Below are 14,352 nucleotides of genomic sequence, written 5' to 3'. Positions count from 1 at the left end.
ATCACATTTCTTTCACTGAAGCCTCGAAATCGGGCAAGCGAAAGAAATTACGCGCACAGGCTGTGGTATGGCTGGCGAGGTCATCCTGACTCTCGTTGCGGTGCAAAGCCACTTCCCGCAGGACTTCGGGCAGATAGGCCGGTTCGTTGCGACCGTTTTTCGGTTTGGGCCGCAGGCTGCGCGGCAGCAGGTAAGGCGCATCGCTTTCCAGCATCAGGCGACCACGAGGAATATTGTGGACCAGTGGATGCAGATGGGTGCCACGACGTTCGTCACAGATCCAGCCGGTGATGCCGATGTGCAGGTCCATATCCAGATAACTGAACAGTGCGCGTTGCTCGCCGGTAAAGCAGTGAACCACTGCCGCAGGCAGGCGATCACGGTAGTCGCGCAGGATTTCCAGCAGACGCTGGCTGGCATCACGCTCATGCAGGAACACGGGCAGTTGCAACTGCACCGCCATGGCCAGATGGGCCTCAAGAACCTTTTCCTGCTGGGGACGAGGCGAGAAGTCCCTGTTGAAATCCAGCCCGCATTCACCGACTGCCCGCACGCGAGATTCCTTGAGCAGGGCCAGCAACTTTTGTTCGGTGTCCTGTGTCCAATCGCTCGCCGAATGGGGGTGAATGCCAGCGGTGCTGAAGAGTTGCAAGGCGCTTTCATCCAGCTCATGGCAAAGCTCCAGGGCCTGTTCGCTGCCCTCGACACTGGTGCCGGTGACGACCAGTTGCGACACGCCAGCAGCGTAGGCCCGGTCGAGGACCGCTTGTCGCTGAGAGTCGAAGCTTGCGTTGGTGAGATTGACGCCGATGTCGATGAGTTGCATGGTGCTACCTCCAGCCGAAGGCTGCCGAGGATATCAGAGCTTCGGTAATAAAAAGAAAATGCAATGCATTCAGCAGGTTAGGCCGAAAGGTTTAACGTTTTTAGTGATAGCGCTTCCTTGAACAACCCTTTTTTCTGTCTTTTCTGGCATTTCCCCGGAGAGTGAATGACCGTCCGAGCCCTGCTTTTGCCTATCGTTTGCCTCATGGCGCTGTCGCCTTTGTCAGCGGCTGCCCGTCAGGCCGGTCCGGAGGCTGCGCAGCATAAAACCCAGGTTCGGGATCTGGCGGAAATTCGCAGCAGTAAAGTGCTGCGGGTGCTGGTCAATCAAAGCCGCAACAGTTCGGGAGACGTCAAGGGGCAGGAAATCGGCATTGAATATCAACGCCTGCAAGCGTTTGAACAATACCTCAATGGTCATTCACGCAATGGCCAGAAAGTGACCTTCAAGGTCATCCCCAAAGCCAAGAATCAACTGCTTGCCGCCTTGCAGCGTGGCGAGGGTGATCTGGTCGCGCCCGGTGAACTGCTCGATACCGCCAGCGCCAAGGGTATCAATGCCGGCGAGCCGATCATCCGTGACGTGCCGCTGATTCTGGTAGGTGTCAGGGGCGGGCGCAGCTTCAAGAATGTCGATCAGCTTTCAGGGCGCACCCTGAGCCTGCCCGCTGGCAGCATGGCCGATGAAGCATTGCATCAAGTGAATCAGCAGCTGGCATTGCGCAAACTGGCGCCGGTGCGAATCGAGTGGGTCGATCCCAGTCTTGCCGTTGAAGATGTACTGGAGATGGTCCAGGCGGGTATCTATCCCCTGACACTGGTGGAGCAGCCGATTGCCGAACGCTGGGCCAGGGTCATGCCCAGGTTGCGTCTGGACCGAAACCTGACGCTGCGCACCCATGACGACATCAGTTGGTTCGTGCGCCAGGACGCAGCCATGCTGCGTGCCAGCATCGATGACTTCCTCAAGACCTATAAGCCTTCCGCCAATCAGGACGTGGCCTTCGAGAAGGCCTACAAGAACATGTATCGGGTCAACAACCCGTTGGTGCGCACCAATCTTCAGCGTCTGGAAAAACTGCGGCCCATGCTGCAACGCCATGCCGACGCGCAGAATATGGACTGGCTGGACCTGGCAGCGCTGGCTTTCAAGGAGTCGAAGCTGGACCCGCAGGCCAAAGGCAGTGGCGGTGCCACGGGGTTGTTGCAGATCACTCCGTCGGCGGCAAAGCGGGTCGGTGTTTCCGATATCCAGAATGCGGACAAGAACGTACAGGCCGGTGCGCGTTACATGGCGTTGATCCGCAGCAAGTATTTCGCCAGCCCCAGGGTCAATGAGCGTGAGCGCATGGCTTTTGTCCTTGCGGCCTACAACCTTGGGCCGGAGCGGGTGCAGAGCATGCGTGAAGAGGCGCGTCGTCGCGGGCTCAATCCCAATCAGTGGTTCTTCCAGACCGAGCGCATCGCCATGGAGCAGGGTGGCGCTGGTGTAGTCAGCTTCGTGAACAGCGTGAACAAGTACTACCTGGCGTTTGATCGGGAAAGGGGAGCGCTGGAGAAAGAGGGGTCTGAAAAGTACGTCATCAGAAGATAGATCGAATAATTCGATTGTTATGCAGCGTTTTTTGCAATTTTCATATTGGTTGATTTGATTATGATGGCGCCACTCCCACTTAATCAGTAACGGAACAACTCACCATGAACGCAACCATCAAATCTGTACTCTCCACTCGCGCTGGCTATGGCCTGACTGTATTGCGCATCATCGTCGGTATCATCTTCATCGCTCACGGCAGCCAGAAGCTGTTCGGTGCATTTGGTGGCTATGGTCTGGAAGGTACGGCGCAGTTCATGGCAAGCCAGGGCCTGAATCCGGGCTACCTGATGGCGCTGCTGTCGGGCAGTGTCGAGTTCTTCGGTGGCCTGGCCGTGCTGATCGGCCTGCTGGCCCGCCCGGCGGCACTGGGCCTGGCGGTATTGCTGCTGGTAGCGATTTTCTCGGTACACATCGGCAATGGCCTGTTCATGTCCAACAATGGCTATGAGTTCGCACTGGCCTTGCTCGGCGGCGCTATCGCAATCCTGATCGAAGGCGCGGGCAAACTGTCGGTGGATCGCGCCATCGCCAAGTGAAGAGCGGCATGCGCATCAAGAAGGGCTCGCCTTGTGAAAGGCGGGCCTTTCTTGCTGATGGCATTTGACAATTAGCCAGTGGCTTCTCTAGGATGCTGACCAGGCGCCGATTTAACAACTACTTGCGGGGCGCCAGGCAAGGCACAGACCTTGTCGAAATACCGCTAAAACGTTGGTTCGGTGTTGCCTCCCACCGCTGCCCAGCGGACCATCCGAGGCTGAGACAAGACACCATGAACAACCTGCGCCCCCTCGCTCGCCTGTCCCCGATCACTACCGTGCTGTCCCGCAAGAATCCGAAAATCCTGCTGGGTGGTTCGCATCAGCCGACGTTATTGCGTTATCTGGATGGCTGGCCTCGACGTCGCGGCGGCTCCTGTGCCTTTCTTATTCAATTTGCCGATACGACCCAATCGCTGGCTCATTACGCCAATGACCAGTTCGACCTGGCCGTGATCCAGACACCGGATGCCGGCAATGTCGAACAGATGATTCATGATCTGACACGGATTGCCCGACAGGGCCTGATTACACTGGGTTAATACAAACCGGGCCACTTGCTCATCAATTAAATGGAATTACCGGGTAGGAGCGAATCAATTCGCGAGACGCACGTATATCCAAAGCAAATTTATCTCCATCAATAACGTCTCGCGAATAAATTCGCTTCTACGGTATAAGGCGTTTCAGTCTGGTTCTGCACTGTAAATCCCCTACAACGCTTTGGTGCGCGGGAACCAGAGCGTGACTCCGGCCACTCATTGCCTGTCTTTGCATTGTCTATTGCAGCTCACCGACTTTTCGTACAAAGCCTGACGTACCGATTTTTCGAATAAATAATTCAACATAAACGAGAAAGGGATCGTCTCAAGAGGGCGCTGAACGGTTGTCGCTAATAATTTAGTGGACGAGAACCCGATGAATATTTTGACTCCTGCCGTTTACGTAACAAACCGAGTCCGTTTTCCCATGAAGTTTTTTATCCTGGGAATTATTGTCCTCATACCTCTGCTTTTTCTCGGTACCCGAGTCATGCAGACACTCAACACCAGCATCGATACCTTGAGTCATGAACAAGTGGGCCAGCATTACCTGCTGGATGTTACCCCCGTGTTGCGAATGTCCATGATGCAACGTGCGCTGACCCACAGCATGCTCAGTGGCAATGAAAGCGCCAAAGCCGATGTCGCTCGCAATGCCGAGAAGCTTGAGCAAGCGTTCAACGACCTGGCAACTCTGGATGCCAAGGTCGGCCAGCAACTGGAAACAGCCGGTCGGGTGCAGAAACTGCGTGCCGACACCCGTGAACTGATAGAGCGCGCCAAGGCCCCCGGCGCGGAACCATTGGCTATTTTCAGCGCCTGGAACGATCAACTGACCAACGTGCTGGGCTTCATCTATTACATCTCGGCCACCTCGGGAATGATTCTGGATGAAGACTATGGCTCGCTGTTCCTGATCGACCTGAGCACGTTGCGACTGCCGCGGCAAATCAACGTGGTCGGGCAGATTCGTGGTCTGGCCAACGGTTTCAGCGTTGACCGTCAGGTTGACGAAACCACTCGTGCCTTTGCCTTGAACCTGATGAAGCAGGAAGCCCAGATCCGTCAGGAGTTGCAGCAGAGCCTGCGTCTGCTGCGTCGTGAGGAGCCGGAACTTGCCGATGTGGTGGAGCAACCCGTCACCGTGGCCTTTACTGATCTGGAAAACCTGAATCGCGACCTCATGGACTACCTGGACCCGAGCAAGAGCCCGAACGCAAGCGCCAATACTCTGGGCGAGCGTGGCAATGCCGTGGTCGCGCAGTTCTACAAGGCTCAGGAGCAGATGCAGGCTTCGTTGCAGGGCCAGCTCGCAACGCGCCTTCATGACCGTAACAATGAGCGTCTGTTCTTTATCGGCTTGTTCGTCGCTCTCGGTGTCTTGCTGCTGTATGCCTTTGCAGGCATCTACAATGCGTTGCGCAGCGCCGTGGAAGAACTGCTCAGCGTGACTGCACGCATTGCTCAAGGCGACCTGAGCGCACGGGTGCAGGTTGGCAGTCGTGACGAGATCGGGGATGTCGGCACAGGCCTGAACAGCATGGTCGAAGCGTTCTCCCATTCGTTGAGCCAGGTCGAGCGCAGTTCGCATTCCGTCTCCGAGTCCGCGCAACGTCTGGAGCGCTCGATCAGCCAGGCCAAGCAATCCATGGATGCCCAGCAGGCCGAGACGGAGCAGGTCGCCACGGCGATCAACGAAATGACCACCAGCGTGGCCGACGTGGCGCACAACACCGAAGGTGCTGCCAGTGCCGCCGAAGCAGCCAGTAATGCTTCGGCCAAAGGCCTGCAAGTCATGGGTGAAACCCGTGCAACCATCGAAGCACTGGTCAATGAAGTGCAAATCAGCGGGCAAAAAGTCGAAGCCCTGGCCACCCACAGCATGGAAATCGGCGGCGTGATCGAAGTGATTCGCACCATCGCTGACCAGACCAACCTGCTGGCCCTGAACGCGGCCATTGAAGCGGCGCGAGCAGGTGAGCAGGGCCGAGGCTTTGCCGTGGTGGCAGACGAAGTGCGCACTCTGGCTTCACGCACACAGAACTCCACCGAGGAAATCCGCCGCATCATTCAGCAACTGCAAGGCGCTACCGACGAAGCCGTGCAGCAGATGAAAGCCGGTCAGGACCGTGCGCATGCCTGTCTCGATGCTTCTGAGCAGGCTTCAGGCACCCTTAAACAGATCAACGAAGCCGTGGACGGAATCGTTGGCATGAATACCCAGATCGCCAGTGCAGCCATACAACAGCACTCGGTTTCTGAGGACATCAACCGTAACGTCATAGGCATACGCAACAGCAGTCTGGTGGTCATGGACGGTGTGAACGATAACGCCGTGACGGCGGACGAACTGTCATCACTGGCCAGCGAACTGCGCACCGTGGTCGGCCGCTTCCAGTTCGCCAGGTAAGCTTCACAGGCCTTTCAGTCACCAGATACTGAAAGGCCTGCTCCTTCCTGCTCTTGCTTGCAGCTTGCAGCCTGCAACTTCTACTATCATCCCCCTCTGTTTCCCTACCCCCGCTGCAAACACTGCCTGCGAGATTCCTCTTTTGCCTACAAACATCATTACAACGGAAGGTCATGAGGCTCTGAAAAAGGAGCTGGATTACCTGTGGCGAGAAAAGCGTCCCGATACCACCCGCAAAGTCACCTGGGCGGCGTCGTTGGGGGATCGCAGTGAAAATGCCGACTACCAGTACAACAAGAAACTGCTCCGCGAGATTGATCGCAGGGTTCGCTACCTTCGCAAGCGGCTTGAAGATGTGCGTGTCGTCGCCTATTCCCCCGAGCAGGAAGGCAAAGTCTTTTTCGGGGCCTGGGTCGAGATTGAAAACGAGGCGGGAGAGATCAAGAAATTCAGGATCGTGGGGTATGACGAGATCTACGGTCGCAACGACTACATCTCCATCGACTCACCCATGGCCCGTGCGCTGCTGAAAAAGGAAGTGGGCGACGAGGCGGTGGTGCAGACACCTGGCGGAGAGGTGTTGTGGTGGATCAATGAGATTTTTTACGGCCAATAATGTTCGCGAATAAATTCGCTCCTACGCAGATTGTGTAGGAGCGAATTCAGTCGCGAAAGGCTCAACCCTCGCGCAGCACCGTCAGCGGGCTGGCATTCAAGGCGCGACGTGTACCGAACACACCGGCGCCGCCCACCAGCAGGGCACCGATCAGTGGCAGCAACAACAGCCATGGATGCGGTTGCCAGGCCAGATCGAAGGCGTAGCGGTACAGGACCAGACTGACCAGTTCGCAGCCCAGCGCGGCCAGCAGGCCACTGGCTGCGCCAAGCAGGCCGAACTCGATGCGGCGAGACTTGATCAGCAGCTTGCGCTCGGCCCCCAGGGCGCGCAGCAAGGCACCTTGGCGGATACGCTCATCAAGAGTCGCCTGCAAGCCCGAGAACAGCACGGCAATGCCGGCTGCCAGCACGAACAGCAGCACGAACTGCACCGCCAGGGTCACTTGATCGAGGATGCTGCGCACCTGAGCCAGCAGGGCTTCCACGCCCAGGATGCTGATGGCCGGGTAGGCACGGGAAAGCTCGACGATCTGCTTGTCCTGGCCGGGCGGCAGATAGAAGCTGGTCAGGTAAGTGGTCGGCAGGTCGGTGAGGGTGCCGGGCTGGAAGATCATGAAGAAGTTGGGCTGGAAGGTATCCCAATTCACGTCCCGCAGGCTGGTGACCACGGCTTCGCGAGTCAGGCCGCCGACGATGAAGCTCAGGTTGTCCCCCAGCTTGATTCCAAGGCTGTCTGCCAGCTTGGCTTCCACCGAGACTCCAGGCTTGGCGTCAGCAGCAGTGGCAGGTGCCCACCAGTTACCGGCAGTCAGCCTGTTGCCTTCGGGCATATTGGCCGCCCAGGTCAGGCTCAGATCGCGGCGGGTCGCATTTTCGCCGCGTGAGTCCTTGGTCACGAAGTTGCCGACCGGTTCGCCGTTGATGTTCACCAGACGGCCCGGCACCACAGGGTAGAGCGGGGCAGAGTGGGTCGACAGGCGGCTCAGGGTCTGGGCGAAGTTTTCTTTCTCGGAAGGCAGGACGTTGAGCACGAAATAGTTCGGTGCGTCCTTGGGCAACTGGTTCTGCCAGGTGTCGAGCAATTCACCGCGCAACAGGGCTATCAGCCCCATGGACAACAGGATCAGCCCGAATGCCAGCGACTGACCGGCTGCGGCCAATGGATAGCGCAGCAACTGGCCCAGCCCCAGCCGCCATGGCAGCGAGGCACCGGAAAGCAGGCGACGCAGGCTCTTGAGCGCCAGCAGCAACAGGCTGCCCAGCACCAGCGCGGCCACGATGCCGCCACCCAGCAGGGCGAAGGTCAGGACCAGATCCAGGCTCAGACGCCACATGATCAGACCAAGCGCCAGCAAGGCCGCGCCGTAGACCAGCCAGGAACTGGCCGGAATCGGCAGCATGTCCCGGCGCAATACGCGCAATGGCGGTACGCGGCCCAAGGCTGCCAGCGGCGGCAGAGCGAAGCCGGCCAATGCGACCAGACCGGTACCGATCCCGGCAACGGCGGGCAGCAGACCGCCAGCGGGTACGGTGGCCGGCAAGAGGTTTTGCAGCAGGGCAAACAGGCCCAGTTGCGCCAGCCAGCCCAGCAAGGCTCCACTCAAACTGGCCAGCAGGCCGATGATCGCCAGTTGCAGGCTGAACAGGGTCATGGTTTCGCCACGGGACAGGCCCAGGCAACGCAACAGCGCACTGGAGTCGAAGCGTCGGGCGGCGAAGCGCGATGCCGAGAGTGCAACCGCGACACCGGCCAGCAGTACGGCCACCAGACTCGCCATATTCAGGTAACGCTCGGCCTTGCCCAGTGCGCCGCCGATCTGCTGGCTGCCGTCCCGGGCGTCCTTGATTTCCTGATGAGGTTCAAGGCCTGGCTCTATGGCTTTGCGATAGGCCGCCAGAACCTCGGGAGGCCCGCTCCACATTTCCCGGTACTCGACCCGGCTGCCCGGTTGCACGACACCGGTGGCGGCAAGGTCTTGCAGGTTGATCATCACCCGTGGCGTCAGGCTGTAGAAGTTGCCGGCGCGATCAGGCTCGTAGGTGAGGATGCGGGTCAGCTTCAAGGTCTTGGAGCCGACATCGATGTTGTCGCCGATCTTCAGGTTTACCGCCGGCAGCAGTCGTGCCTCGGCCCAGGCTTCTCCCGGTTCGGGACCGTTACCGATCTGTTCAGGCTGGTAGAGGTCGGGAGCGCTTTTCAGGTCGCCACGCAGCGGGTAGACGTCATCCACTGCCTTGATGCTGGAGAGCTGAATACCACTATCGGTAGCGATTACGCTGGAGAACAGCACGATTTTCGCGTGGTCGAGCTTGAGCTGCTCGCCCGCTTCTATCTGTTCCGGGCGGGCAGGGCTTGAGCCTTCGAGGATCAGGTCGGCCCCGAGAAACTCTGTAGCCCGCAGCATCATGGCGCCATTGAGGCGTGCGCCGAAGTAGCCGATGGCGGTGCTGGCGGCTACAGCGACCAGCAGCGCGAAGAACAACACCCGCAACTCGCCGGCGCGGGCATCGCGCAGCAGTTGTCGGGCAGCAAGGCTGAGCAGGCGAACAAAGGGCAGGCGTGCCATCAAGGCTCCAGAGGGGCGACCAGACGCCCACCTTCAAGACGGATCAGGCGTCGGCAACGATGGGCCAGGCGCTCATCATGGGTGACCAGTACCAGCGTCGTATTGCGCTCCTTGTTCAACTCGAACAACAGATCGCTGATGCGCTCGCCGGTGTGGCTGTCCAGGTTGCCGGTCGGTTCGTCGGCGAACAGCACATCCGGATCGGCAGCGAAGGCGCGGGCAATCGCGACCCGTTGCTGTTCACCACCGGACAACTGGCGCGGCGTATGGGTCAGGCGTTTGCCCAGTCCGACACGCTCCAGCAGGCTGCGCGCTTTTTCGCGAGCATCCTTCCGGCCTTCCAGCTCCATGGGCAGCATGACGTTTTCAAGGGCGTTGAGGCTGTCGAGCAACTGGAACGACTGGAAGACGAAGCCGACGTGTTCGGCACGAACCCTGGCGCGCTGATCTTCATCCAGCTGGCTCAGGTTGCGTCCCGAAAGGGTCACGGCACCGGCACTGGGAAGATCCAGCCCGGCCAGCAGGCCCAGAAGCGTCGATTTGCCGGAACCTGAGGAACCAACGATGGCCAGCGTATCTCCCTTGTTTAGTTCCAGAGAGAGTTCGTGCAGGATAGTCAGGTCACCTTCGGTGCTGGGGACCACTTTACTGAGGCTTTGAGCACTGAGAATACTTTCACTCATGGAGAGTCCGATGCGTGCGTGGTTTTTAAGTGCTGGCCTGGGTTTGTTGCTGCTGTCACAAGGGGCAGTGGCGGGCACGGTATTGATCGTTGGAGATAGTATCAGCGCGGCTTTCGGCCTGGATACCCGTGTCGGCTGGGTCAGCCTGCTCGAGCAGCGCATGCGCAGCGAGGGACACACCGATAAAGTCGTCAATGCGTCGATCAGTGGCGACACCAGTGCCGGAGGCCTGGCGCGGCTGCCTACGCTGCTTGCAGAGCATAAGCCCGAGCTGGTTATTCTCGAATTGGGCGGCAACGACGGGCTGCGCGGGCAACTGCCAGCCCAATTGCAACAAAACCTTACGAGCATGGTTCAGCAGTCCAAGGGGGCCGGTGCCAAGGTGCTGCTTCTGGGGATGAGGATACCGCCCAATTACGGCCCTCGTTACACCACGGCCTTTGCCGAGGTGTACCCCAAGGTTGCCCAGGAAACCGACATCCCGTTGGTGCCTTTCATGCTTGAAGGTGTAGGCGGTGTGGCTGCGCTGATGCAGGACGATGGGCTTCACCCCAACGCCAAGGCACAACCCATGCTGCTTGATAATGTCTGGCCGAGCCTGAAACCGCTGCTTTGAGGCTTTTCTAGGCGGGGTCTTTCGGCTAATGTGGCGCCCCCTATCTGGAGCCCCCCATGCCGCGTCCCGCCTGGTCCCTATATGCCTATCAAATGATCGAGCCCGATGAACAGCTCGATCTGTTCGCGTGCCAGGAAGTCAGGGTGCATCTGATTGCGCGACAGCTGGAGCTGGGCGGCTCCATCGATCGTACCTTGTGCGGCACCTTGCTTCCGGCGCAGCCACGCTGGTCGGGGGTCGAGCAGCAGGCCTTGACCGATGAGCGGCTGTGCCCGTTGTGCAAGGCGATTCTCGACGCTCAGCGGCGCGGGATGCATCCGATCTGGCCTGAACTGTAGCTGTCTCTGTCCTGCGCCTGTCTCCCGGTTCTGTAAGCGCCGGTGTACACTTCATTACTTTCCCCATTCGCCGTTTAGCCGAAGGATTTCCCCGGATGTTGTCGCGCATTCCAGCCGTTACCCGCTGTCTGTCGCTTGCTGCTCTCTGTGTGGCCAGCTCTGTCAATGCACTGGAGTTTCCATTGCCTGCGCCTGGAGAGGACATCATCGGGCAGGTTCAGGTGATCAAGGCTCGCTACGAGGATACCTTTGCCGATATCGGCACAAAGTACGACCTGGGTTATCTGGAGATGATCGCGGCCAACCCTGGCGTCGATCCATGGTTGCCGGGCGCTGGCACCGATATCGTGTTGCCGACCCGCTTCATTCTGCCGCCGGGTCCGCGTGAAGGTATCGTCATCAATCTGGCCGAATACCGCATGTACTACTACCCCAAGGGCCAGAACGTTGTACATACCTATCCTCTGGGAGTGGGGCGCGAAGGCTGGGGGTCGCCGATCGGTGTGACCAAGGTGATCGCCAAGACGCCGAACCCGACCTGGACACCGCCGGCGTCGATTCGCGCCGAGCACGCGGCCGATGGCGACATCCTGCCCAGCGTCGTGCCTGCCGGTCCCGATAACCCTCTGGGGCCGTTCAAGTTCGGGCTGGGCATGTCCGGTTACCTGATCCATGGCTCGAACAAGAAGTTCGGCATCGGCATGCGCACCAGCCATGGCTGCTTCCGCATGTACAACAACAACGTACTGGAGCTGGCAGACATGGCGCCGGTGGGCACGACGGTGCGAATCATCAGCGAGCCCTACAAGTTCGGTATCAGTGGCGGCAAGGTGTATCTGGAAGCCCACACTCCGCTGGACGATCAGGGCAATCCGTCAGTGGTCGACAAGCACACTGGCGTCATCAATGCCTTGCTCAAGCGTGAGGATCTGGCCAACAACCTGCGCATGAACTGGGATCTGGTGCGTGATGTGGTCGCTGCCGAAGATGGCATGCCGGTCGAGATCGCGGTTCCGGGCACTGCGCCAGCGGCTGCCGAAGCCCCGGTGATCTTTCAATAAGCTGTCTTGAGTCCTGGCCAGCCTGAGCGGGCTGGTCAAGGCCTGCATACTGAATCGCAGGCAATAAAAAGGCTGACCCGTGCGAACGGGTCAGCCTTTTCAACAATCCCGAGGGATTATTACTTGCGGCTAGCTTTGTCCAGCATGCGCAGAGCGCGCTCGTTGGCTTCGTCAGCAGTTTGCTGAGCTTTTTGAGCAGCAGCCAGAGCTTCGTCAGCCTTGCGATAGGCTTCGTCGGCACGTGCTTGCGAACGAGCTGCTGCGTCTTCGGTAGCTGTCAGACGAGCTTCGGTTTCTTTGGAGACGCTGCTGCAACCGGTGGCCAGAACTGCGGCCAGAGCCAGAGCAGAGAATTTCAGAACGTTGTTCATCGTGTTCCCCTTCAAGGACTTTTCTTCAAATTAGTCATCTCTCGAAAGTGAGAAAATGACCGGCGTACATAGTACCCATTGTTTGTAGTAAGTAAACTGACGAAGCGCAAGAAGGGATAAAATTCTTGGCTTTGAAAGTGTTCCGTACTACTTCTCATGCAATCTGTATAAAAACTATCCACTTTGCCGCGTCAGCGTGGGACAGTGGCTCTGACGAACGCCTGGCTCAAGAAGACACGTGCTGCCATGACCCGGAATCCGGGTGCTGTGGCTTCATATCGGCCACTTCATGTCCAATGTCGCGCCTTGCTCTTGAACAGGCAGGTTATCTAAAAGGACTGCGGTGACTTTCAATGTTCATGGACGTCTCAATCGACAACATCCGGCGAGGACTGGTTCAACCGCGCCCGTAAATATTGGGTCGAACATGCATTTTATGATCGATATGCTTGAGCATCTTCTGTAAGGACGCCTACTATTTGGAGGTGCTGTTTGTTGGAGATCTGCAATCCTTTTCTCGGTGTCCAGGCAGGCACGGGGTGGCGTAGATATTCCTTCGCCGGAAAAACATCGGTAAGGTAGGGGTCAAAATCCAAGACCCGCGAGGAGTAGTGATGAGCGAGGCGTTGTCCATCCACCATGATAAGACTGGCCATCAATTTGAAGTCAACGTTGAAGGTCATCGTGCCTACCTGACCTATATGGACCTGGGAAAACAGACCCTGGATTTCTACCGGACCTTCGTGCCGGACGAGCTGCGTGGCAGGGGCATTGCGGCTGCCCTGACCGAACAGGCGCTCAATTATGCCGACAGCATGGGGTACACCGTGATTGCATCCTGCTCGTATGTTGAGCGCTACATGGAGCGCCACCACCGCCAGGCTGCCAAGATCTGAAGGCACATCCAGCACCATGAAAAACGCCGGGCATATGCCCGGCGTTTTCGTTGGTGCGTGACCGTTAACCGCGATTGCGGGCCGGCAGTACACCCTTGAGCTTGGCATGCATGCTGCGCAGGGTTTTTTCGGTGCTTTCCCAGTCGATACAGGCATCGGTGATCGATACGCCGTATTGCAGTTCCGACAGGTCTTTGGGAATGGCCTGGCAACCCCAGTTCAGGTGGCTTTCCACCATCAGGCCGATGATCGACTCGTTGCCTTCCAGAATCTGGTTGGCGACGTTCTCCATGACCAGAGGTTGCAGGGCAGGGTCCTTGTTGGAGTTGGCGTGGCTGCAATCGACCATGATGTTCGGGCGGATATTCGCCTTGTTCAGTGCCTGCTCGCAAAGAGCGACGCTGACCGAGTCATAGTTCGGCTTGCCGTTGCCGCCGCGCAGTACCACGTGACCATAGGCATTGCCCTTGGTGGTCACGATGGAAACGCCGCCTTCCTGGTTGATACCCAGGAAGCGATGCGGGCTGGAAACCGATTGCAGGGCGTTGATTGCAACCGTCAGGCCGCCATCCGTGCCGTTCTTGAAGCCCACGGCCGACGACAGGCCGGAAGCCATTTCGCGGTGGGTCTGGGATTCGGTCGTGCGGGCGCCGATGGCAGACCAGCTGATCAGGTCTTGCAGGTATTGCGGGGAGATCGGGTCCAGCGCTTCGGTAGCGGTTGGCAGGCCCATTTCCGCGAGGTCCAGCAGCAATTGACGGCCGATGTGCAGGCCATCCTGGATCTTGAAGGAGTCATCCAGGTACGGATCGTTGATCAGGCCTTTCCAGCCGACGGTGGTACGTGGCTTCTCGAAATACACGCGCATGACCAGATACAGGGTGTCCGAAAGTTCGGCAGCCAGGGTCTTGAGGCGTGCGGCGTATTCTTTTGCTGCCTTCAGATCATGAATCGAGCATGGCCCGATCACGATGAACAGGCGATGATCCTTGCCGTCGAGAATGTTGCGGATCACTTCCCGGCCCTGGCTTACAGTGTGCAGGGCCTTCTCGGTAAGAGGAATTTCGTGCTTGAGTTGATCCGGCGTGATCAGAGTCTCGTTGGATGCAACGTTGAGGTCGTCAATCGGTAAATCAGCCATCGTGTTACTCATCAGGTCACGGGTATTGGCCGCCCGCAGTGTTTCTTGCGGCGGTGCTCAGCATGGTTGAGCGTATCGGGGAGCCGAACCTTAGCGCGTTACCCTGTTGCTCGACAATGGGTAAACGTGGCTTTGAGGCTGTCGGGCTGTA

The 14,352-nt window shown here is 58.5% G+C and carries 14 protein-coding genes and 1 pseudogene; 10 read left to right on the top strand and 5 right to left on the bottom strand.

What is annotated here, in order from left to right:
• Window position 1: 1 nt before the first annotated feature.
• Window positions 2-826: a TatD family hydrolase gene (locus tag JL015_RS26870; protein ID WP_201020606.1), complete on the bottom strand. Its 825-nt coding sequence runs from the start codon at window positions 824-826 to the stop codon at window positions 2-4.
• A 165-nt stretch (window positions 827-991) separates the two neighbouring features.
• On the opposite strand from JL015_RS26870, the gene JL015_RS26865 reads away from it, so the two are divergent.
• From JL015_RS26865 to greB, 6 genes and pseudogenes are all read left to right on the top strand, one after another.
• On the top strand, window positions 992-2,419 hold the full coding sequence (locus tag JL015_RS26865; RefSeq protein WP_201020605.1) for a transglycosylase SLT domain-containing protein: 1,428 nt from the start codon (window positions 992-994) through the stop codon (window positions 2,417-2,419).
• A gap of 104 nt (window positions 2,420-2,523) precedes the next feature.
• Complete coding sequence (locus JL015_RS26860) at window positions 2,524-2,958, top strand: DoxX family protein (protein WP_201002469.1); 435 nt, start codon at window positions 2,524-2,526, stop codon at window positions 2,956-2,958.
• Window positions 2,959-3,191: 233 nt separating this feature from the next.
• Window positions 3,192-3,500: a class I SAM-dependent methyltransferase gene (locus tag JL015_RS26855; RefSeq protein ID WP_201002467.1), complete on the top strand. Its 309-nt coding sequence runs from the start codon at window positions 3,192-3,194 to the stop codon at window positions 3,498-3,500.
• Between the two features lie 376 nt (window positions 3,501-3,876).
• Window positions 3,877-5,040: pseudogene (locus tag JL015_RS28210) on the top strand (HAMP domain-containing protein); the annotation flags it as partial.
• Window positions 5,041-5,910 carry a methyl-accepting chemotaxis protein gene (locus tag JL015_RS28205; protein ID WP_374063557.1) on the top strand — a complete coding sequence of 290 codons (870 nt, stop codon included), beginning with the start codon at window positions 5,041-5,043 and terminating at the stop codon, window positions 5,908-5,910.
• 142 nt (window positions 5,911-6,052) lie between these two features.
• The gene (greB, locus tag JL015_RS26845; RefSeq protein ID WP_201002464.1) at window positions 6,053-6,526 is read left to right on the top strand and encodes a transcription elongation factor GreB; all 474 of its coding nucleotides are present in this window, start codon (window positions 6,053-6,055) and stop codon (window positions 6,524-6,526) included.
• Window positions 6,527-6,587: 61 nt separating this feature from the next.
• On the opposite strand, the gene JL015_RS26840 is transcribed toward greB, so the two are convergent.
• Complete coding sequence (locus JL015_RS26840; RefSeq protein ID WP_201020603.1) at window positions 6,588-9,095, bottom strand: ABC transporter permease; 2,508 nt, start codon at window positions 9,093-9,095, stop codon at window positions 6,588-6,590.
• Window positions 9,095-9,778: an ABC transporter ATP-binding protein gene (locus tag JL015_RS26835; protein WP_122317868.1), complete on the bottom strand. Its 684-nt coding sequence runs from the start codon at window positions 9,776-9,778 to the stop codon at window positions 9,095-9,097. Before JL015_RS26835 ends, JL015_RS26840 begins: the two co-directional genes overlap by 1 nt.
• Before the next feature lie 10 nt (window positions 9,779-9,788).
• On the opposite strand from JL015_RS26835, the gene JL015_RS26830 reads away from it, so the two are divergent.
• From JL015_RS26830 to JL015_RS26820, 3 genes are all read left to right on the top strand, one after another.
• Window positions 9,789-10,394 (top strand): arylesterase, encoded by a 606-nt coding sequence (locus tag JL015_RS26830; RefSeq protein WP_201020602.1) that lies wholly within the window; start codon window positions 9,789-9,791, stop codon window positions 10,392-10,394.
• 56 nt (window positions 10,395-10,450) lie between these two features.
• Window positions 10,451-10,732: a hypothetical protein gene (locus JL015_RS26825; protein WP_117164303.1), complete on the top strand. Its 282-nt coding sequence runs from the start codon at window positions 10,451-10,453 to the stop codon at window positions 10,730-10,732.
• A gap of 95 nt (window positions 10,733-10,827) precedes the next feature.
• On the top strand, window positions 10,828-11,793 hold the full coding sequence (locus tag JL015_RS26820) for a L,D-transpeptidase family protein (protein ID WP_201020601.1): 966 nt from the start codon (window positions 10,828-10,830) through the stop codon (window positions 11,791-11,793).
• Between the two features lie 119 nt (window positions 11,794-11,912).
• On the opposite strand, the gene oprI is transcribed toward JL015_RS26820, so the two are convergent.
• Window positions 11,913-12,164, bottom strand: a complete 252-nt coding sequence (oprI, locus tag JL015_RS26815) for an outer membrane lipoprotei OprI (protein WP_002553018.1) — start codon at window positions 12,162-12,164, stop codon at window positions 11,913-11,915.
• Window positions 12,165-12,778: 614 nt separating this feature from the next.
• Here oprI and JL015_RS26810 point away from each other — a divergent pair.
• Window positions 12,779-13,060 (top strand): GNAT family N-acetyltransferase, encoded by a 282-nt coding sequence (locus JL015_RS26810; RefSeq protein ID WP_201002454.1) that lies wholly within the window; start codon window positions 12,779-12,781, stop codon window positions 13,058-13,060.
• Between the two features lie 64 nt (window positions 13,061-13,124).
• On the opposite strand, the gene JL015_RS26805 is transcribed toward JL015_RS26810, so the two are convergent.
• Entirely contained in the window at window positions 13,125-14,201 is a 1,077-nt protein-coding gene (locus tag JL015_RS26805) for a 3-deoxy-7-phosphoheptulonate synthase (RefSeq protein ID WP_201002453.1), read from the bottom strand.
• Window positions 14,202-14,352: the final 151 nt, after the last annotated feature.

Source organism: Pseudomonas cichorii, from assembly GCF_015471405.1.
GTDB classification, from domain to species: Bacteria; Pseudomonadota; Gammaproteobacteria; order Pseudomonadales; family Pseudomonadaceae; genus Aquipseudomonas; species Aquipseudomonas serbiensis.
The sequence above is the reverse complement of the archived record's forward strand: the minus strand, read 5'-3'. Positions and strand labels throughout refer to the sequence as shown.